This is a genomic window from Pelobacter seleniigenes DSM 18267, from assembly GCF_000711225.1.
In the GTDB taxonomy this organism is placed as follows: domain Bacteria; phylum Desulfobacterota; class Desulfuromonadia; order Desulfuromonadales; family Geopsychrobacteraceae; genus Seleniibacterium; species Seleniibacterium seleniigenes.
Genome location: NZ_JOMG01000002.1, coordinates 1095472 through 1116156 on the forward strand (window position 1 = coordinate 1095472; position 20685 = coordinate 1116156).

General features: G+C 48.9%; 18 protein-coding genes and 1 tRNA gene. 10 read left to right on the forward strand and 9 right to left on the reverse strand.

All coding sequences use genetic code 11. The features are described 5' to 3' along the window. Window positions 1-18 precede the first annotated feature (18 nt). Window positions 19-1038 carry an omptin family outer membrane protease gene (locus N909_RS0107755; RefSeq protein ID WP_029913763.1) on the reverse strand — a complete coding sequence of 340 codons (1020 nt, stop codon included), beginning with the start codon at window positions 1036-1038 and terminating at the stop codon, window positions 19-21. 236 nt (window positions 1039-1274) lie between these two features. On the opposite strand from N909_RS0107755, the gene N909_RS0107760 reads away from it, so the two are divergent. Beyond that, window positions 1275-1625 carry a GFA family protein gene (locus N909_RS0107760; RefSeq protein WP_029913765.1) on the forward strand — a complete coding sequence of 117 codons (351 nt, stop codon included), beginning with the start codon at window positions 1275-1277 and terminating at the stop codon, window positions 1623-1625. A 74-nt stretch (window positions 1626-1699) separates the two neighbouring features. Here N909_RS0107760 and N909_RS0107765 read toward each other — a convergent pair whose 3' ends face one another. The 5 genes from N909_RS0107765 to N909_RS0107785 all read right to left on the reverse strand — a co-directional run bounded on the left by N909_RS0107765 (window position 1700) and on the right by N909_RS0107785 (window position 7478). Then, window positions 1700-2380 (reverse strand): potassium channel family protein, encoded by a 681-nt coding sequence (locus tag N909_RS0107765; protein ID WP_029913768.1) that lies wholly within the window; start codon window positions 2378-2380, stop codon window positions 1700-1702. Beyond that, window positions 2381-3838 (reverse strand): TrkH family potassium uptake protein, encoded by a 1458-nt coding sequence (locus tag N909_RS0107770; protein ID WP_029913770.1) that lies wholly within the window; start codon window positions 3836-3838, stop codon window positions 2381-2383. It lies immediately after the preceding gene. 270 nt (window positions 3839-4108) lie between these two features. Further along, entirely contained in the window at window positions 4109-5467 is a 1359-nt protein-coding gene (locus tag N909_RS0107775) for a tetrathionate reductase family octaheme c-type cytochrome (protein ID WP_029913772.1), read from the reverse strand. A 113-nt stretch (window positions 5468-5580) separates the two neighbouring features. Further along, window positions 5581-7164 carry a DUF3373 family protein gene (locus N909_RS0107780; RefSeq protein WP_029913775.1) on the reverse strand — a complete coding sequence of 528 codons (1584 nt, stop codon included), beginning with the start codon at window positions 7162-7164 and terminating at the stop codon, window positions 5581-5583. Between the two features lie 56 nt (window positions 7165-7220). Then, window positions 7221-7478, reverse strand: a complete 258-nt coding sequence (locus N909_RS0107785; protein WP_342672702.1) for a c-type cytochrome — start codon at window positions 7476-7478, stop codon at window positions 7221-7223. Window positions 7479-8118: 640 nt separating this feature from the next. On the opposite strand from N909_RS0107785, the gene moaA reads away from it, so the two are divergent. The 9 genes from moaA to N909_RS0107825 all read left to right on the forward strand — a co-directional run bounded on the left by moaA (window position 8119) and on the right by N909_RS0107825 (window position 16576). Next, window positions 8119-9096: a GTP 3',8-cyclase MoaA gene (gene moaA / locus N909_RS0107790; RefSeq protein WP_029913780.1), complete on the forward strand. Its 978-nt coding sequence runs from the start codon at window positions 8119-8121 to the stop codon at window positions 9094-9096. Between the two features lies 1 nt (window position 9097). After that, on the forward strand, window positions 9098-9532 hold the full coding sequence (locus tag N909_RS0107795; RefSeq protein ID WP_029913793.1) for an MOSC domain-containing protein: 435 nt from the start codon (window positions 9098-9100) through the stop codon (window positions 9530-9532). Window positions 9533-9571: 39 nt separating this feature from the next. Beyond that, window positions 9572-10963 (forward strand): SLC13 family permease, encoded by a 1392-nt coding sequence (locus tag N909_RS0107800; protein WP_029913794.1) that lies wholly within the window; start codon window positions 9572-9574, stop codon window positions 10961-10963. 262 nt (window positions 10964-11225) lie between these two features. Next, window positions 11226-12443 (forward strand): molybdopterin molybdotransferase MoeA, encoded by a 1218-nt coding sequence (locus N909_RS0107805; RefSeq protein ID WP_029913797.1) that lies wholly within the window; start codon window positions 11226-11228, stop codon window positions 12441-12443. Between the two features lie 73 nt (window positions 12444-12516). Beyond that, window positions 12517-12612: transfer RNA gene (locus N909_RS25640), tRNA-Sec, on the forward strand. Window positions 12613-12741: 129 nt separating this feature from the next. Beyond that, entirely contained in the window at window positions 12742-13716 is a 975-nt protein-coding gene (locus N909_RS0107810; RefSeq protein WP_029913799.1) for a tyrosine-type recombinase/integrase, read from the forward strand. Window positions 13717-13759: 43 nt separating this feature from the next. Then, a complete protein-coding gene (locus N909_RS0107815; RefSeq protein WP_029913802.1) occupies window positions 13760-14497 on the forward strand; it encodes a PP2C family protein-serine/threonine phosphatase in 738 nt (245 codons plus the stop codon). Beyond that, complete coding sequence (locus N909_RS0107820; RefSeq protein ID WP_029913803.1) at window positions 14490-15410, forward strand: protein kinase domain-containing protein; 921 nt, start codon at window positions 14490-14492, stop codon at window positions 15408-15410. The genes N909_RS0107815 and N909_RS0107820 overlap by 8 nt, the downstream gene beginning before the upstream one ends. Further along, window positions 15407-16576, forward strand: coding sequence for a hypothetical protein (locus N909_RS0107825; protein ID WP_029913804.1), 1170 nt, complete (start codon window positions 15407-15409; stop codon window positions 16574-16576). Before N909_RS0107820 ends, N909_RS0107825 begins: the two co-directional genes overlap by 4 nt. Here N909_RS0107825 and N909_RS0107830 read toward each other — a convergent pair. The 3 genes from N909_RS0107830 to N909_RS0107840 form a co-directional block, all read right to left on the reverse strand. Next, complete coding sequence (locus N909_RS0107830) at window positions 16565-17242, reverse strand: hypothetical protein (RefSeq protein WP_029913808.1); 678 nt, start codon at window positions 17240-17242, stop codon at window positions 16565-16567. The two genes, N909_RS0107825 and N909_RS0107830, sit on opposite strands and share 12 nt — an antisense overlap. A 168-nt stretch (window positions 17243-17410) precedes the next feature. Continuing rightward, the gene (locus tag N909_RS0107835; RefSeq protein ID WP_029913810.1) at window positions 17411-18625 is read right to left on the reverse strand and encodes a GIY-YIG nuclease family protein; all 1215 of its coding nucleotides are present in this window, start codon (window positions 18623-18625) and stop codon (window positions 17411-17413) included. Further along, window positions 18618-20684, reverse strand: coding sequence for a DEAD/DEAH box helicase (locus tag N909_RS0107840; RefSeq protein ID WP_029913813.1), 2067 nt, complete (start codon window positions 20682-20684; stop codon window positions 18618-18620). Before N909_RS0107840 ends, N909_RS0107835 begins: the two co-directional genes overlap by 8 nt. Between the last annotated feature and the right edge of the window lies 1 nt (window position 20685).

Consider the following 20685-nt stretch of genomic DNA (forward strand, 5'->3'; position numbering starts at 1 on the left):
TGCCGGCCGGTCAGCAACTCAGAAGGAATAGCCCAGTTGAACCAGGGCATGATACTGCTCGCTCTGGACTTTCTGCTCGATGGAATAGGCCCATTCGCCATCCACATAACCGTTTGCCCGGCCGCTCGATTTGAGATACTGGCCTTCGATCTCCGCCTGCAAGAACCAGTTCCGGGGGAGCCAATAGGTTCCGGCCAACTGGACAAAGCCACCATGACCGTTCCAGTCATGATCCGCCTTCAGGACCTTGGAACGCAGCAGGTGATGATCCTCATCCTGAAAATTAAGCAGCGGCGCATAAGCCAGGCTGAGGGAGCAGGACAGCCCGGTGGCCGGGCGCATTTTCATGCTCAACTCCAGATAAGGGATCTGGTACTCGGCCATATAGGTCAACACCAGTCCGGAGACCAGGTCATGGGGCGCATGAGGGGTCGAAGGGTACCATTGATCGAGATCATGGACGTCGAAATCGTACTTCTGGTATTTAAAGCCGAGCCCGATCGCCGAGGAGAAAAACGGCTCGGCCGGATTCGTTCCCGGCCCTGCAGCCGGCCATTGTCTTGAGCTGGTAAAAAAAGTGTAGGCAACTTTGGCGTCAAACAGCCAGGCCTCCATATCGGTATCGCTCTCCGAATAGATATCCAGCTGATCGGCAGGCGAGCCGGTATAGTAACCCCAGTCCGAATCCTCCATCTTGCCGGTATCTTCAGTGAGGTTGGTTTCGCCGCTGATACTGAACTGCCAGTTTTTACCGACATCTGCCCTGACCGTGGTTTTGAACATCACGGCATCCAGGGGGAATCTCAGTTCACTGATCGGGAAATGGTATTTTGTGCTGCCGCTCTTCTCATGCACGAGCCCGCCGATCTGGTACTGACTGTAGCCCCACAAGAATCCGTTGCCAAAAGAAACATCCACATCCGCCCGGGCCGGGAAAGAGATCAGCAGCAAAACGGACAGGATCGGCAGCAGCATTCTGGCGGTCGGCATCAGGTTATTCCCTTCGGCTTCGTCTGGAAACGGGCAAAAACATGACATCTGCAACCGCACCTGCGGGTGGGTTGTAAAAGCACATCCCTGGCCTCTGCCAGCGGTTTGCAGGCAACCCGCTCATGCTACTGATGTAACCAGACAGGGTCAACCGATAGTTGGGCCGTCGCTTGCCCAATCAGCCGAAAAAAATGCTAAAATAACATCTTTGTCCGGTTAGTCGAGTGAAGTCCGGGACGTGGCTGTTGGCCGCGGTACCCCCCACTTTTTCCCAGGAGATCAACATGGATGCTAAAAAAACCTACCAGGGTTCCTGCCATTGCGGCCAAGTGACGTTTGAAGTGAAGGCCGATCTGGCCACGGCAGTGCGCTGTAACTGCAGTCTGTGCAAACGGAAGGGATTTCCCATGGTGATGACCGAAGAGTTTAAAGTCACCGGCGGGGAAGAGTTCCTGACCCGCTATCAGTTCAATACCATGACAGCCAACCATTATTTCTGCAAAGTCTGTGGCGTGTATACTCATCACAATCCGCGGTCCAATCCAGCGGCGACCCGGGTCAACGCTGGCTGCCTGGAAGGGGTCGACCCACTGAGCATGGAGGTGGGATTCGTTGATGGTGCTGCGTTGTCCTGAGGCCAGGACAATAAGCCAGGGGGCCGTTCAGGAATGCTGAAGCACAGCGGATGCAACCAGCCACTGTGCTTCGGCTATTTTTTCTCTTCCAAGTCATGCCCTTCTGAGGCTTCAGCCTGGAATCGTTCCGTCAATTCCGGCAAATGTTTGCTGTGGGTCAGGATCAAAGCCTCATCATTGATTTTCAAGGTGGTTTCCGGGTCTGCGTGCATGAATTGGCCAGCGCGATAAATGCCGATCACCCGTGCTTCTGCGGGGAGTTCCAGTTCTTCGACCCGGCCCCTGGTCTGCTTATCGACGCTGATCATCATAAAGCGGGCTTCGCATTTGATAAGCGAAGACAACTCCAGGATATCGACCCCTGAAACCATGTCGGCAAGATAGCGACTAATGGTTCTGGAAGGGGTAATACTATGCTCCAGGCCGAGTTCCTGGCAGATATTGAGATAGTCGGTATCCCTGATCTGCACCACCACCTGACCATAACCCAGCGAACGACCAACCAGGGCGGCAATAATATTGTACTGATCGTTCTCGGTCAGGCAGAACAGAAAATCGGCGTGCTCAGGTCCGGCCTCATCAAGGATATTCGGCTTACTGCCGTCGCCATGCAGGAAACTGCAATCGAGAGAATCACTCAGCTCCTTGATCCGCTCTTCATCGGATTCGATAATAATAACTTCATGACCACGACCAATTAATAAAGTCGCGGCTTCCACGGTCAACTCTCCGGCACCGATAAACACAATTCTCATTTATTGTTCTCGCTTTCTTCCGAACCAGGTCCGGTAATAGAAAAAGACCAGCCAAGCGACAAACTCCAAGCGCCCCAGCAGCATATCGAGGCAAAGAATTCCCTTCAAAAAATCCGGCATCGAGCTGCTGGTGATGCCACTCGACAGGCCGACCGTACCGGTTGCAGAGACGACTTCAAACAGTGAATCCAGGGGAGAATATCCATACAACAGAAACGGTATCCAGGACAGAAGGACGGTGATGATAAAAAGGAGAATAATCATCAGGGCATCCTGAATTTCAGGCAGGCCAAGACGCTCGCCACCAAGGCGCTGTTCCGTCACGACATGGCGAGAAACAGTCATCCGTTTAACGGCATGAAAGATCACACCGACCAGAATCAGCAGCCGCAATAGTTTGAAGCCCCCTGCCGTTGAGCCGATGCTGCCGCCGAGTGACATCGTCAAAATCAGGATGAACTTCCCCCCTGTGCTCAACGCAGCGACATCCATGCTGGAAAACCCGGACGTGGTTTGTGCGGAAAAAGCCATCAAGGGAGCATGCCGTGCCGCGAAATCGATGGGCATCCCCTGCCCCAGCATGGAGAGTCCCAACACCAGGGAAGATATTACCCCTGCCGCAAGCAATGTCTGCATCTCCAAATTTTGCAGCAGGGCCCGCCAGCCTTTTCGCAAGGACTGCTGATACAGGGCCAGCGGGATGGCGCCGGCAAGGCTGCCCAGGGTCACCACCCAGGCCAGGCGGAGGTGATCCAAATCGGCCAGACTGCCTGTTGTCGGGGCAAAACCACCGGTTGAAACCGCCGACATGATATACAGGAGCCCGGGAAACGGCTCACCACCGAGAATGAGCCAAAGAATGAGCCCGGCTGCCGTCAACGCTCCATAAACCTTGAGGACGCGGCGGGCATGAGCACGTGTGCCGCCGACCAGATCGTCTGGCTCTTCCAGGCTGGACAGCCGTAAAGCCGCCATTCCCGGCCGTACGATCAGGGCCAGCGAGAAAACAACGATTCCCAATCCGCCATACCACTGCATCCAGGCCCGCGCAAAACGGAAGGTGGCCGGGTACTGCTCGATCGCGCCCAGGGTGCTTAAGCCGGTTGTTGTCGCCGCCGAGATGGTTTCAAACAGCGCGTCGGCAAAGGATATTCCCTGGGCAACCAGGGGCGCGGTCATGATCACAGGCAGGAGAATGAATATCAATGCCACCAGAACCATGGCCTCGTTCAGCTGCATTTGCCCTTGATAACGCATCTTCTGCATCAAGATTCCGGTTGTCAGCAATACCCCGGTCAGGACACCATAGCTAAAAGCGATATGGTATTCGCCAACAACCAGGGCAACCAGAAAGGGCACCAGGGTGAGGGTGGCAGTGACCAGCAGGAAGAGGCCAAGAAAATGCCCCAGCAGCCGCAGCCGAACCGCAAAGAACAGTTCGTATTTCGGACCGCTCATGGCCGCAGCCTATGATGAATGGATGGATCGGGAAGCAAACCGACTCCTTCTCTGAAGTCTTATGGATCATCCGGACTCTCAATGAGTTGATCGCACATACTATTTTTTAATTATAGCAGCTTTGCTGATGAGCCGGTTGCAGGGGGCATTGGCAGTTCGGCAGGCAACAGTCACTGCTATGGGGGCAATCAGCCAAAAAAAAACAGGGCCGTCAAAAACGGCCCTGCCATAACAATCAATCCTATTTTCTCTCTCCAGTCCTGCAACAACCTACTTAGCGGCCATTCCTCTCATCGGGTCACCGGGATAACCCAGGGCGGTCCAATCGAGGCGGCCGTTGTCGCCATGGCAGTCAAGACAGCCAAGTGCCTGATCAGCCGGAGCGACCATATGGTCGATGCGCCAGTACATTTCGGTCGGGGCAAAACCGTACTTGCCACTGTAAGGCATATCTTTGACCTTCATCCCGATTTTGATCGATTTATCCCAATCAAAGGTGCTCCACAGGCCGTCTTCCCCATAAACATGGGTCGCAACAAAATAGTTATATTTGGTGTCGTAGGCCTGTTTGCCGGTATGAATTTTAAAGGGGTGAATCTTGGCGCTTTTATCGTTGATATCGCCCAGCGGATAAGCCAACTTGGTCACCACATTCGGATCGATCTTATCGCCGACCAGAGAAACTCCGGCTTTGCCGTTGAACCAGGCATAGGACGGCACCTGGTCGGTTTTCCAAATTTGCGTACCCACCGATTTCTTGTATCTGACGACTTTGCCATCCACTCCGGCAGGGGCCTTGTCAAGACCAACCGTCGACCAGTCCCAATCCATTTGCGTCGCATCTTCCTTGGCGTAATAAGGGATATGACAGGTCTGGCAGGCCACCCGTGCGGTGTGGGCATTCAGCCGTGACTCTTTGTGCGGCTCTTCACCATGGCATTTGTCGCAACCGATCGCATTGAAGCCATCAGGAGACGTCGCCATGTTGGCGCCAGTAATATTGTGTTTTTGGGTTTCATGGCAGGTCTGGCATTGAAAATCATTGCCGTCAGAGTCCATGTGGATATCAATGGAGCGATCCGGATAATCGAGCACCAGGCCGATATCGCCATGCTTGGCATTATTCCCCCCGCCACCAAGAGCATGACAGGAAGTACAGTTCTGGCGCACTGGCAAGCCGACGCTCCGGGCGGCTTCACCCAGGTTGACTTCTTCTTTCGGCCAGCCGGAATTGTCGCCGTCTTTGTGATAGGTTCCGGTGGTATCGTGACAGATCAGGCAATCGACCCTGGTCTTATCGGCAAAATCAAAATTTTCATCTTTCCAGCCATAGCCGGCATGACATTCGCTACAATGAACCCTGTTGCTGGAGGTGGTGGTACAGAAGTTATTGATCGCATTGATCTTGCCGAGCTTCACCTTCTTGCCGTCAACAACCTGCTCACGCTCCCAGGTCCAGTGAGGGGTTTTCATGAAATCAACGGCTTCGTCCTTGTGACACTTAAGGCAGGCTTTGGTGACCTCGGTCGCGTCTTTAAAATCCCCTTTGAGAAATTTGCTATGGTCCGCCGCATATGCCGTGACACTGAGCAGCATGATGGCAGAAATTGCGAGTAATATCTTTTTCATAATCCACCCTTATATGATTAATCAAATATTCAGACTTTAAGATATATTAAGTTCTAAAAAGAGGGGAGAAAGTCGGAGCCATCTCCCCTCAAGCTGCATCGGTCACCCGAATATCAGAACTTCATGGTCAGCTTGGCGTAGGCATCCCAGGCCGTGTCAGCCACGGGCAGCAGGGAGTAGGCTTTTCCATCCTGAATATCGGAAACCTTTTCCGGTTTGCCGACCGGAGAGCCGCTCCCCGAATACTGGTAGTCATAATAGATGGCGCCGATTCTCAGGAAGGCATTACTGTTGATATCAAAGATATAGTATGCTTCGCCAGCATGGCCACGGGTTGCCAGCTTGCTGCCAACCACATCATCCTGGGCCTGGGTAAAGGGTGTCCAGTATTTTGAGCCATAGTTGTATTCCAAACCGAATTTGCCCATTGGTGCCGGCACCTGGATCCCGACATAGACACCGTAGCCGTTTTGAGTTTTATCGTCTTCAGCGGTAATTGAGTCGATGTTTCCGTCGCCATCAAAAGTATAAACTGCGCTAGTCCCCATCCCGCCGAACATTCCTGCCTTGCCATTAGGATTAAGTTGCGTCCAAGCAAGAGAACCAAACCAGACGAAGCCGTTGTCTTCTTCACGGCTAAAACCTAATGCGGCCAGGTTAATATCCCCGATAACCGTTGTCGGGGTGTAACGAACTTCAAAGTTCATGTTTTTAAAATTTTGCCCATCTCCATATATTGTCGGCGCAAATTGCGCCATCATCTGTGTCGGGAAAGCAAAAGTACCCTTAAAGCCGTCAACAACATTTTGAGCCCGGAATAAAGTGGCCTGAACAAAAGTCTGCCCATCGTTAAACACATCGATGTTGAAGCCGCCTAAATGAGTATCTTCCAGATTGGCGGTAATATCATCATTAAACAGGGAGCCATTACCCAATTCGGATTCAAAGCCCTGGCCATAACAGAACCGCACGGTCTGACCTTCGACACCGGTGAGCTCGCTCAAATGATAACCGATCGTCACACCGTCAAAGTTAAAGTTGACCAGATGACCACTTGGTGTTCCGCCGCGCAGCTCATTTTCACGGAAGTTGGTCGGCGGACCGTAGGTTGAGGGCCGGCGACCAATGGAGAGATAGAAATTGCTGCCGCCGATATCCTTCCAGTCGAAAAAGGCCCGTTCTACCCGCAGCCAGTCACCGGAAGTGCTGCCACTGTCTGTCCCGTCCATGGTGAAAGCATTCCAGGAATCGAAAACCTTGGTAGTCGTTGAATCTCCCCAGTTTTTGTACATGGTCAAACGACCGGAAAAATTCATATTCTCGGCAATTTTGGCTTTCATTCCAAGGCGCAGGCGAGTGGTATAAAGGACATCGTTATTGAGATCCGACTCTTTCGGTCCAGCGGACATCGGGACATTGATGATCCCGGCACCCGGGTAATTCATCTTGATCCCCGGGCTATAGACCAGATTTTTGTAATGGACACTATCAACGGTATTGCGCAAATCACCATAGAAATTGATCCGGTCGAGAGCGGCGTGACGCTCCGGCTTATCAACCCGATTGGAGAGTTCATCAAGTTCTTTAGCGATATCGGAAATCTGTTTCTGGAGATCCTCGATCGTCGGCGTGGCAGCCAGCAACATGTTGGGTACGACCAGCAGGATCGTCAGCAGTACTAAGATACTCTTCTTCATGCAGAAATCCTCCAAATGAAAATAAAAAAGCAAGATTAGAGACTTAAACCCTGAAATTAGCCGCAGGTTTCAGGCGACGGTGAGTCAGCCGCATGGTCATAAAGGAACTGGTTGATATCTTTGAGATCTTTTTCAGACATCGATTTGAACAAATCGCCTGGATGGTCCTGCTTTTCGAAAAAACGATCCCATTGCCCCATGGTTTTGGTCAACGGAGTCAGTGCACCGCCTTCTCCGCCGGTATCGTGGCAGGATTTACAGTTCTTTTTGAACAGGTGCTTGCCTTTACGGGAATTGCCTCCCTCAACAGCCATAACACTGCTGATGCAAAAAGCAGAGAGGATCAAACTTACCAGCAAAATCTTTTTCCAGTTCATGGTCACTACTCCTTCTCCATTGATGGATTTTCGACACAAGACATGTGTCTTCTAATATCTTTAGTGATATAAATATTCAGATATCGATCTTTCTGTATCATTGCATCAATTTCATTTCAATAGCTTTTTACCGTAATATTCAGAAAAAACGATTATATACAAAACTCATACCCTCATAAGATTTTCTTATATGCAATGTTTGGTATTATTTCCAATATGTTACATTGTTTTTGAAAGGTAAAATCAGGACCGTAAATGACGCATTTATAGCTGTAATTAACGAATAATCAGGGCAGAGAAAACAGATCATGAACAGGCCTTATTAATTTCTCTTATGACTAAGGAACAATAAATTATCCCCAAAAGCTCTTATGCGATAAGGAATCCTGATGAGCGCCACCCAACAACATGCCTCGGGCCATCTCGCAGGGGATGATCAGATCTTGGCTAGCAGCGGGAATCGATGTATGATCCGCTGATCGTCTCTTTTTCCGCAGTTCGCTATCGGCCTTGGCAACCGGGGGAAAGCGAACATTGCAGAGCCTTTTCATTTTGATGAAGGAAGGTTTGAAAGCAGATGGCCGAGATGCAGGATAAATATGGGCGCAAAGTTAATTATCTGCGCTTATCCATTACCGATCGCTGTAATCTCCGCTGCCGTTATTGCATGCCGGCAGAGGGAGTTCCGGAACAATCCCACAGCGAAACTCTCAGTTATGAAGAGTTGCTGCACATCGTCACTGCGGCAACCGAGCTGGGAATTCGCAAAGTTCGTGTGACCGGCGGCGAGCCCCTGGTGCGCAAAGGTGCTCTTGATTTCATCGGCCGTCTGGCACAACTGCCTCGCATTGAGGAGGTAGCCCTGACCACCAACGGCCTTCTCTTGCACAAATACGCAGCCGCGTTAAAAGAGGCCGGCATCCATACCCTGAACGTCAGCCTTGACAGCCTAAAGGAGGACACGTTTGCCGCCATCACTCGCGGCGGCTCCCTGAGCCAGGTCCTGCTCGGTTTGGACAAGGCTCAGGCTGTGGGGCTCAAAATAAAACTGAATATGGTCGTTATGCGCGGAGTCAATGACCAGGAGATTCTCACATTCGCCGAGCTGGGACTGGGAAACCCCTGGTCGATCCGCTTTATCGAATATATGCCGACCATCAGGGAAACCAGTTGGCGCAAGCACCTGGTCAGCGGGGCGGATATCCTGGCGCTGTTAGGCAAGCATCACCAGTTGGAGGAACTGTCCGGCGGCCGCTATTGCGGACCGGCCAAACCCTATCGGATCCGCGGGGCCAAAGGAACCCTCGGTATTATCACCCCCATGAGCGACCACTTCTGCGGTTCCTGCAATCGAATTCGAGTCACCTCCGACGGTCTGGCTAAAAGCTGCCTGCTCAGCGAACGGGCCGTCGATCTGAAACCCTTCCTGCAACTGCCGGTTTCACAGCTTCGGGCAATTTTACATGACGTTATCAACGAGAAACCATCACAACATCATTTTGCCATTGATGAGCCTTCCCAAAGCCCATTCAGCATGGCAAGCATCGGAGGATGAAATGCTTCAGCAACTACGCGCGGTTTGTGTCAGTCACAACAAAGGTGAACGCAAAACTCCAGTTCCCCAGGTGGAATTGCGCCCGAATCACGGCATTGTCGGCGACGCCCATGCCGGGAACTGGCACCGTCAGGTCAGTCTGCTGGCCAAGGAGAGCATCGATAAAATGCGGGCGCTGGGCCTGGATGTGGACAACGGCGATTTTGCCGAAAACCTGACCACGGAAGGGATCGACCTGCCCCATCTGCCCATCGGCACGCAACTGCGGATCGGCGAAGCATTGCTTGAGGTCACCCAGATCGGCAAGGAATGCCATAACCGCTGCGCAATCTATTATCAAGCGGGCGATTGCGTCATGCCCAAGGAAGGTATCTTTGCCAAGGTTCTGGAAGGTGGCGTTCTCCAGCCAGGCGATATGATTGAGCTTATTAACTGACCATACTCGAGCAGCAATTCTTCAATACGAGAGACAGACATGAAGCCGTCCCCCCGGGATCTCATCCGACTCCTGCTTATCCCAACGCTGCTCTGCGGTACGCTGCTGATTCTTTTCCCCACTCTGATTCTGACCCCGGAGCAGAGCAAAGCGGCCGGGCTGGCACTGATTACCATCAGCCTGTTCGCTTCGGGAGGACTGCCCGAATATCTGACGGCGCTGCTATTTTTCCTGCTCGCCATGCTATTCAAAATTTCCGCTCCGGAGGTCATTTTTTCCGGTTTCCAGTCAACAGCCTTATGGCTGGTTTTCGGCGGATTGATACTGGGGGTGGCCATCCGTCAAACCGGCCTGGGGCAACTGATTGCCGGACGGCTGAGTCGCAAGCTGAACCAAAGTTACACACTGTTGATTTTAGGAATGGGTCTGGTCGGCTTCGGGTTTGCCATTATCATGCCGTCTTCCATGGGCCGGATCATCCTGCTCACCCCGATTGCCCTGGCACTGGCCGATCATTTTGGTTTCAAAAAAGGCTCTAATGGCCGTACCGCTATCTTCTTATCGACCGTGTTCAGTTCTTTTATCCCCGCTTTTTCCATTCTCCCCGCCAATGTTCCTAACATGGTGCTGTCCGGCCTCGCCGAAACCCAGTTTCATGAAAAGATCATGTTCGGTGAGTACCTGCTGCTCCATTTCCCTATCCTCGGGCTGCTCAAGTTGGCGATTATCAGTGTCACGCTTCTGCGCCTGTATCCGGACAGACTCCCGACCGTCCCCGAAAGCCAGTCCGCAGCGGGGCAAAGCAGGTTGACCTCTAACCAACGCATCCTGGCAGTCACTCTGACGGTCTTGGTGGCGCTCTGGGCCAGCGACTTTATCCATCATATCTCACCGGCCTGGGTGGCTCTGGTTGGGGCGGTTTTTCTGCTTTTGCCCAAGGTCGGTATTGTGGAAGGAAAATCCTTCAACACCCAGATCAATTATGCCTCGCTGTTTTTCATTGCCGGGATTCTCGGTCTGGGCAGCCTGATTGCCGATTCCGGACTCGGCAACACCCTCGGCCACGCGCTGATTGCGGCCTTGCCCCTTGACAGCGGCAGCCCTTTTGTCAATTTCCTGTCCCTTGTTTTTGCCTCATCTACGGTCGGCCTGTTCACCACTCTCCCGGGCATCCCGGCGGTCATGACCCCCCTTGCCGGGGAAATCGCCCAGGCGACCGGATTCTCCATCAAGGCCGTGCTGATGATGCAGGTGATCAGTTTTTCCACGGTCCTTCTGCCCTACCAGGCACCGCCGATCGTCGTCGCCATGCAACTGTCCGGAGAACGCATGGCCAGGGTGGTCCAACCGCTGCTCATCATTGTGCTGGCAACACTGCTGGTGCTGTTGCCACTCGATTATTTCTGGTGGAAAGTCCTCGGCTGGATTTAACGCCACCCCACTGTAACCCGGTGCAACTCCCGCGTGGCTCGCTGCGGTTGCAACAACCCGCTGGCCTGGAGGAATCGATTCCCGTCCTGACAAATCAGAGTTTGAGCTGCCCCAGCCATAGGCTCAGCAAAACGTTTTTCAACAGCCTGCCAAAAGAACAAGTTATCGTGGCCGCTTGAGCATATTTTCTGATAATATCCAGGGCAGATTTCAATTTGTTACAGTTTTAAAAAGCGTAATTCCACCCACCGCAGGAGCCACCATGTCGCTGTCCCTTGAACAAGCAATTCAACACGTACTGTCAACCATTGCCCCCCTGCCAGCGCAGAAAGACCCGCTGCTGGACGTGGTCGGCAGGGCGGTCGCGGATGACTTGATCGCCGATCATGCGTTACCCGCATTTGACAATTCAGCCATGGATGGTTTTGCCTTCTGCTATGCCGATATCAGCGGCACCGATACCCTGCCCGTCAGCGATTATATCCCGGCCGGGAAAATTCCCGGCGCCGAACTTCGTCCGGCAACAGCCTGCAAAATCATGACCGGTGCCCCCTTGCCGAAAGGTGCGGACTCGGTTGTACCGATTGAAAACTGTCGCGAGCAGGACGGGCGGGTCACCATCCTCAAAGCGGTCAAGGCCGGCGCCAATGTTCGCCGCCAGGGTGAAGATGTCCTCCCCGGCCAGAAAGTTATGTCCGCAGGTACGGTGTTAAGCCCGGCCCAGGTCAATCTGCTGGCCGCCTTGCGCATGTCCTCCCTCCCGGTTCACCGCCGTGCCCGGGTTGCTATTTTGGCCACCGGCGATGAACTGCAGGAACTGGAAGAGCCTTATTTCAACGGCGGGGTCGTCAACAGCAACACCTGGGGACTGGCAGCCGCATTGAAGGAAATCCACGCCATCCCGCTGCTACTCGGGATTGCCCGTGACAATAAAGACAGCCTGAAAGAAAAAATCCTCCAGGGGCTCAAAGCCGACGCACTGATCACTTCGGCCGGCGTCTCGGCTGGTGACCGCGACCTGGTCCGTGAAGTTCTGGCCGAATGCGGCGTCAAAGAGCAATTCTGGCAGATTAAAGTACGCCCCGGCAAACCGACCGCCTTCGGCCTGGCCGACCAGACCCCGGTCTTTTCTCTGCCCGGAAACCCCGTTGCGACCATGCTGCTATTCGAAGTTCTGGTTCGCCCCGCGTTGTTGAAGATGATGGGACACAAACAACTGTTCCGCACCACCCTCAAAGCCCGCTTGACCGCTCCCATCAGTAAAAAAGTCGGCCAGGTGCAGATTATTCGCCTGCTTCTCAGCATCAATGAGCATGGTGAATTATGTGCCACCGGAGCCGGTGACCAGAGGACCGGGATTCTCAGTACTCTGGCAGCGACCCAGGGATTAACCATACTTCCAGAAGATAAGAGCGACTTCGACCAAGGCGAACGGATCGATGTCCAAATCCTCGGCCCCGGAGCTGCTCTCAGCTATTGAGCAAACAAATCGACAAAAATTTGCGTATTGAGAAAATTACTGATTGCCCGTAGTATCCCAATGATCGTGCTAAGGAGGTAGTCAGCCCTCTGGTGAGGCTCACGGTCTTCAAAACCGATGGGGGGCGTATCCCGTCCCTGGTGTGTTCGATTCACATCTACCTCCGCCAAGCCAATAAAAACAAAAGGTTACGGTCTAAAAGGCTGTAACCTTTTGTTTTTCCTACTAGCACAAGGTACTCCTTTATGACATAATTGGGACAATTTTGGGACACTCGCAGTTTTCCAGGGAGAGTATTTTGGCATCAATCAACAAACGCGGACCGTATCAGTGGCAGGTTAAAATCAGACGTCGGGGCTGGCCGAAACAAGTCAAAACGTTCGAAACATACGAAGACGCTGCTCGTTGGGCCAGGAAGATCGAAACGGAAATGGATGACGGTATTTTCGTTTCAAGAAAGGAAGCTGAAAACACAACCCTAGATGAGGCCCTGGATCGCTATCTGCGTGAAAAAACCCCACACAAAAAAGGTGCCGCACAGGAAACAAACCGGATCAACCTATTCAAACGGTCCAACCTCGCCAGCCGCTTTCTGTCTACCATCCGCAGCACCGATATTGCAAAATATCGCGATCGCCGCCTTGCAGAAGGAAAAAGCCCCTATACCGTCAACAACGAATTGATTCTCCTGTCAAATCTGTTCAATGTTGCCCATAAGGAATGGGGGATGGAGTCACTCGACAATCCAATCGCCAAAGTCTCTCGTCCCAAAATGCCCAAAGGGCGTGATCGTCGCTTACTTCCTGGCGAAGAAGAACTGCTGTTAGCTTCCTTAGGGCTCACCTTGAAGCCATTGTTTCAAATTGCCTTGGAAACCGCAATGAGGCAAGGAGAGCTACTTTCTCTTGAATGGAGGGATGTTAACTTAACTCGCCGGGTTGCCTATCTGCCGGAAACCAAAAATAGTGAACCTCGAAATGTTCCTCTTTCATCTAAAGCAGTCAACGTACTGAGCAAACTTCCTCGCAGAATTGATGGTAAAGTTTTTGGAGTCACTGGTGCTCATGTCAGTAAAACTTTTCGTGAAACATGCGAAAAGTTAAAAATTGAGGACCTTCGTTGGCATGATTTAAGACATGAAGCATGTTCCAGGCTATTTGAAAAAGGATTAAATCCTATGGAAGTAGCAAGCATATCCGGCCACAAAACCCTTCAAATGCTGAAGCGATACACCCATTTGAAGGCAGAGGATCTTGCAAGAAAACTTGGATAAACAATCTAACCAATAGATTCACCAAAATTAAATGGAAAGCACAATGAAAACTATTTCCAGAAATAAAACCACGCTTTTAGATGAAATATTAAACGAGTATGATTTTGGTTGTTTTTCTATAAGTTCGAACGACCCAAATCAGGATAATTACATTTTTTCATCTTTTAAAAATAAATTTTTATTAGCTGTCGCTGATGGGATAGGGGGGTTACCATTTGGGACAAAGGCTTCACAAGCTGCAATTGATTGCCTAGCAGAGATAAATCTTGATGGGAATATTTCTAAAGATGACGTGTTGAATACGTTTCCAAAGATTCGAAGTAGACTTGAAAAAATAAAAAAATATTATAATATTGAAAGCGAAATTGGAACTACTTTAACAGTTGCTTTTATTGATGATGAATTTATAAATATATTTCACACTGGAGATTCTCGTCTTTTCCTATTTAAAGAAAAAGATATTTTTTTTCAAACAACAGACCAAACACTTTCAAGTCAATATGGAATTAAAGATCACGCAAATATTATTACATCTGCAATAATTTCAAATAGAGAACTTAAAATTAAGAACAATATAGTAAAAAGAGACTCAATAGAATCCCTAATACTGGTAACTGATGGAGTCTATAAATCATTAGAAAATGATCAATTTAAATATTTATGTAAAATATGTGAATCTTCAAATCTACTATCAGAAACAATAAAATCTTATCTTGAAATAAAAGGTGTTGATGATGATAGTACGATGATGTCTTTTTCAATAAGGAATTATAATGGATGAACATATAAATGATATTTTAGTTTATTTTGGTTTCAACTTTAAAATAATAAATAAATTAAAAACTTCAGGACAAAGAACTGCCTATCTTGGAGATCAAAAAGGAACCAAAGTTGTTATAAAAATAACACCAGCTATTGAATCAAATGTAGCTCGAATTCAAAGAGAATTTAAAATATTATCCAGTTTAAACTCACCATTATTTCCAAAAATCCATAAGATATCTTTTATAACAAGAGAGAACCTTGAAAATTATCATGACCACCTCATTGGCGAAGACGCCGCCAAAGCTGCTGAATTTATTAAGTTGAACCCTACTCCCTTTATCTATACCGTCGAAGAGTATATTGAAAATATTTCATGGAAGGTGGTTCTCCCAAAACTAAGAGAAGAGCCTATCTTTATAGATTTTCTCAATAATCTAGTAATAGGGCTTGCTCTTTTATGGGAAAAGAAAATAATTCATAGAGACCTAAAACCAGACAATATATTGATCAGGAAAGATCTCACTCCAACAATTATTGATCTCGGCATAGCAAAAAGCCTCAACCCAGGCACCAGAGACATAACATCGCCATTTTTTCACACGCCATGCACGCCAAGATTTGCTGCACCAGAGCAACTACTAAACAAAAAAACTGAAATTTCCTACAAATCTGATCAGTTTTCTATTGGCGTAATCGGCTACCTAATCCTGACAGGACGATATCCATATGGAGATGTCGAGGTCGACGGTCTAGACTTTGTGATAAGAAAAATGAATTCAAAAGGTACCATTGATTTTAGTGCATCCTGCATAAACAATGGTCAAATATTTACGCTAATTTCAAAGCTTCTCGAAATACAACCTTATAAGAGATTTAGAATAGCAGAGGACATTATAAAACAGCTAAAAACTGCTAAGGGGGCAATATGAAAATCTATCATCAAGCCGGACACAACACTAACTGGAACATAGAAAGCATTACTAAGGACCAAGTAGGAGACGGTATTATATTCAGCCCTGTCCATTATCCAAAAAAAACAATAGAATCAACAAATAAAGCCATAAAGGAAAATAGTTTATTTGATCCTCAATTCTACGTCCCAGATTCTCAAAAAAAGAAATTTACCACTTATCCATTCTTTCCAGAAACTTTAATGGATGGATTTTCCACAATTGACTATGCGTCTATTGCACACGAATCTGCTAAACAATGCATTGATTTCCAAACCATAAATGGCTTTGAAGGCATAATAATACCTGCTCGCTTTCATAACGACTTACTAACCGACTATATTGAGAAGCAGAAAGCGTTCACTGTCGAACCGTTTCTTGAAGTTATCAACATGAAAAAACTGGCTAACCCAATTTTTTTAACATTGCCAATAACTTCAACTATGGCCCTTGATGTCGAATACAGAACGCAACTGCTTAACTGGGTCACAAGCTATCCAGAAATCAGCGGAATCTATCTATTAGTAAGTCATAACGAAACAACTAAACAGATAATGAATTTCGAAAAACTGTATGCACATTTTAGTTTTGTGCAAGAATTGAAGGAAACAGGCTTAGAGGTTTTATGCGGCTATGCTGGAACAGAAGGACTACTTTTTAGTGCGATTTCGGTTGATAGAATAACTGTCGGAGCGTATGAAAACACAAGAGGATTCTCTATCGATAAATTTCTAGACGACGACCAAACGAGGAGAGGCCCTGCCCCAAGGATGTACTTCCCGAGACTACTCAATTGGGTCAGATATGACACCGCAATAGAAATAAAAGATGATCACCCAAAAATTTGGAGCGAGATATACACTCAAAATGAATATTCAGACAAGGTCTTAATGGCAGGAAGAAGACCCCATTTTTCGCAACCTGATTTATACAAAGCACACTTTGCTCTCAAGTATCAGCAATACAAGACTTTAGACGCTATTCCTGAAACGGCCCAGCGGGTTGCTACTTTGAAAGAATGGATATCAGAAGCCATGAGCCTTTACCAAAAAATCGATAATGCAGGAGTCATGTTTTTCGATATCAATTGTAAAAGTGACCACTTGCCTATATGGAACAGATTACTAAACAAGCTATCCATTTGAAGCAATAGAAGAAACTGCAGCCTCATGAATTCTTGCTGTATATTGTGACAACCTAAGGTCTTCCCACTCAGGGATGAACTTTATATCAACTTTGTCGTCTTCCATTGTTATAAGGCCGACATTAGCGCTTTTAAACAGATCAATATTTTCTATAGCAGGGTTAGAATATTTCCCTTCCAACAAAACAAAAGAAAGATTTGAAAATCTTTTATATCGCTGTGCTTGAAAAACAGCCCTACGCCAGTTTTTTAGTTTTCCTTCTATTGAGATAATGGCTTTCGCCATTATCTCATATTCCCTAATAACCTCAAATGTTGAAGACTCTATTTTCTCAAGATAACCAGCTACTTGATACTGATTAATAACTTGCGTTGCCTTCCTTTTGCTTATACCGAATTTTTCCGAAAATTCACAGATTGAGACAATATCTTTTTTTCTAAAGCTAGTAAGTGGACCTACCCAATTATAATCAACGGTACTATTTTCAAGCCTTGACTTAACCTTCGGACTAAAGCTCCCAAGAACCATATCTGGGATACCATTGTAGGAATCAAATTCTTCCAAAACAAAATCATAACTATTAGAAAGTTTCCTTTCTATTTTATTTAAGAAGGGTTTTGTCTTTAATCTAAATGATTTTAAGAGTTCTTTTTCAGACCTTGGCATCGTCGTTCCATCATAATAAGCTATTTTCGAGGACTCAGAACTGTAATAAAATTATAATCCAAAATCTATATTTTTAGATACAGCTCAAGCATTTTTTTCGTCGACAAAACTTTTCCTCTCCTTACCCTTACCGACTATTTTCGTATTCAAATTCCAGGTTAGCGCACCTTATCCGGAGAACGCTACCAAGCTGACCGATTCCGCATCGTACCTAAACTGTTCCAAAGTCTCGTCTTTAATCTTTTCAACTACCTCATCAATAATAAACAGAGGAACCAGAAACCATTCTTTAGGACTAATAGGATGGCCGAACCGATCATTGATTTTGATGTCCAGTTTGGCGTTTTCAAAGAACCTATGCAGAAGCTTCTCCAGCCTGGTTCGATTGATATTGTAAAGCTCGTAGGTTGCCACTATTTCGACATCAGCCATTAGGTAGGTCGGGTCCAGCTTTGCGTTAGCAATGCGCTTTTCAACCTTCCCTCCGGTTACGCCGATCTTGTGAATCACATCTCTATTCTCTGTAATGACCGGATGGGTAGACTTGCTTCTCAGAACATAAATGGTTCCGCTGGCAAGGTCTTCATCCTCAGCAAGATCAGAGAATAGCGGCCCCGCGTTGGGTTCTGAAATCAAGCGGCTGGCTTCATCCTTGTACATAGCCCGGACAACTGAGCGTAGCAAAATATCGCTTTCGGTTTTATTCGAATAGATCACACGCAATCGAGCATCAAACTCCCCATTTGGGGCCTTAATGGGCTCGCCAACCTCAGCCACATACGCGGTCTGCCCGCCAAGGATGAAAAATTGACCCTGCTTTATATCTGTTTTTAGGAACCCTGCATCTTTTCTGAATTTCAGAGTCTTGCGGTCTCCCGTGTCCAGATCCTGCTGAACCGCGTCGAAAAGCTTTTTAAACGTGTCGAAGTCTTCGCAAATCGTTCGATTAGCAATTTCCTCAGCGACCTGCTTCTCTGCCTGGGACTTCACATGCCGGAGCTTCGTTATGTCACTCTCTGCCCCCACGGAAACACCAAGCTCTTCCAGCAATTCGTCATCTGTCAGTTCGCAGCTGTCTACATCTTCATTCTGAAAATCACCATCGAGCAGGCCCTGGTGATCGAACTCGGATAGAAGATCACAGCATTCCTGTTGAGACCTGATCTGATTGAGGCGCGTTGCATAGATCCTCTCGAAGATATCATTCCCTTCAGTTGAAGAAGGCAAGCGGTCGTTCTGTTCAACAAAGCGCTGAATCTCTTCAAACCCGGCAATAATTCGCTCTTCCCGGGGAGTCCGAGCCGCAACCTTTTTTGTCTCAACCTCAACGCCAAGTTCAGCTAAGAGGGCGTCATCTTCGTCAGTAAATACAGACTTAGCCATTGCCGGCCTCCGCCTTCATACGCGCCAAAAACGCAATCCCTTCGGCCATACGTTTCTCCCAGGCATCGGCGGAAGTCAAAGACGGCAGACGGCCCCGTTCCTGCTTGAATTTCAAAGCACGCCGTGCCAGGTCCCGCGCCTCTTCCGGAGTCAGATTGACACGCTTGGCCGCAATGACGGCAGCAACCTGCTTCAGGCTGTCTTCACTCATAGCCTTTGCCAGGATGGCATAGGCTTCACCAAACGGATTGATGTGGTCGATCAGATCGATATCGAGTTCGCGAACATCCATCGCAAACTTGCGCACCCCGTCAATGAGTGCGGTATTCGCTCCCGGTTCACCGTCGCCGTTTTTATTGATAATTCCCTTGGCCTTCTGGGTCAGGTTTATTGCTGCAATAGCATGTTGGCGGATGGCTTCCAAATCGTCATCGTCAAGTTCCGGATACTTCTCCCTGATGATTTTGCCCATACGCACCTGGGTCAACTCTTCCGGCAAGGTTTCGCCGCCCGCTTCTGTACTGTCAAACAGGCCGCGCTCCAAAGCGGGCTTATCCTGAACAAAGGAGGTAATGACCTCGTTCAAATCCTCCCGACAAATCCGCTGAGCCTCTGGGCTCTTGGGTTCGGACAGGCCGTTAATTTCGATCTCATAGACACCCTGCGCTTCGTTAAACCCGACATTGGTTGTCTTAGGGTCATAGCCAGCCTCACCATAATCGAACCCTTCGGTCGGGCCGGATTCAGCCTTCTTGGGCTTGAAGTTAAAGCGTGGCGCAAGAACTTGCTCCATTAACAGGCTGGCGGCAATTGCCTTTAATGTGTCATTAACCGCGTCGGTTACCGCAGCTTCTGAGGCATCCGGTTCGCCAATCAGGTTGGTAAAGCGGGAATGGGTCTTCCCTTTGGCATCCCGCGTTGCCCGCCCGATGATTTGGATGATTTCCGTCAGACTGGAACGATAGCCGATCGTCAGCGCATGTTCGCACCAGATCCAGTCGAAGCCTTCCTTCGCCATGCCCAGCGCAATGATGATATCAACATGATCCCGGTTGTTCTTTTCTTGCGGACGCTTCAGTGCGGCAGCAACCTTGTCTCGCTTCGCCGGTTCGTCATCCACCAGATCGGCAATGCGCAAGGTTTTGCCCTCAGCAGTCTCAACAAGGTGAAAGCCGGTATCTTCATCCACGCCCTGCCAGGAGCCCAGTTCATTGATGATATGATCCACTTCCTTGTGCTTGTCCTTGGTGCTTTCCCGCGAGTTTACATTGGGAATATGGATGATGGTCTTTTCGCTCGGATCGAGCACGTCCAGAATGCTGTCGGCGTAGGAACCGGAATAGAAGTAATAGCCGATATCCAGCTTCTTCAGATATTCATAGCCATTGAGCTGTTCATAGTAGGTATAGGTGACCGTCTCAAACTTTGCTTCGTCTTCCGGTGCCAGCACCGCCACCGCATCGCCGCGAAAATAGGAGCCAGTCATTGCCACAAGATGCGCACTTCCCCGCGCAATAAACTGGCCGAGGTGGGCTCCCAGCTTATTATCCGGATTTTCGCTGACATGATGGAATTCATCAATGGCAACCAAGCAATTATCGAAGACCTCGACACCGAAACGATCAACAGCAAAACGGAAGGTAGAATGCGTACAGACCAGCGTCTTATCGCTACCGTCGAGAAAAGCTTTGACGGAATTGATCTTACCGCCGTCTTCCCCCGGAGCATTACACAGGTTCCATTTCGGCAGCACGGCCCAGTCCCAATAAAAACCATACTTAGACAAAGGCTCATCATTGAAGCTGGCCCCGATGGCCTTTTCCGGCACCACGATAATGGCCTGTTTAACCCCCTGATTGTTAAGCTTGTCCAGTGCAACAAACATCAAGGCACGGCTCTTCCCCGAAGCCGGAGGCGATTTGATCAACAGGTACTGCTCACCACGCTTTTCATAAGCACGCTCTTGCATCACCCGCATTCCAAGTTCGTTGGATTTTTTTGAACTGCCATTGCAGGCATAGTTTACAGAAACGGATGGGATATGTTTGGACTCAGCCATG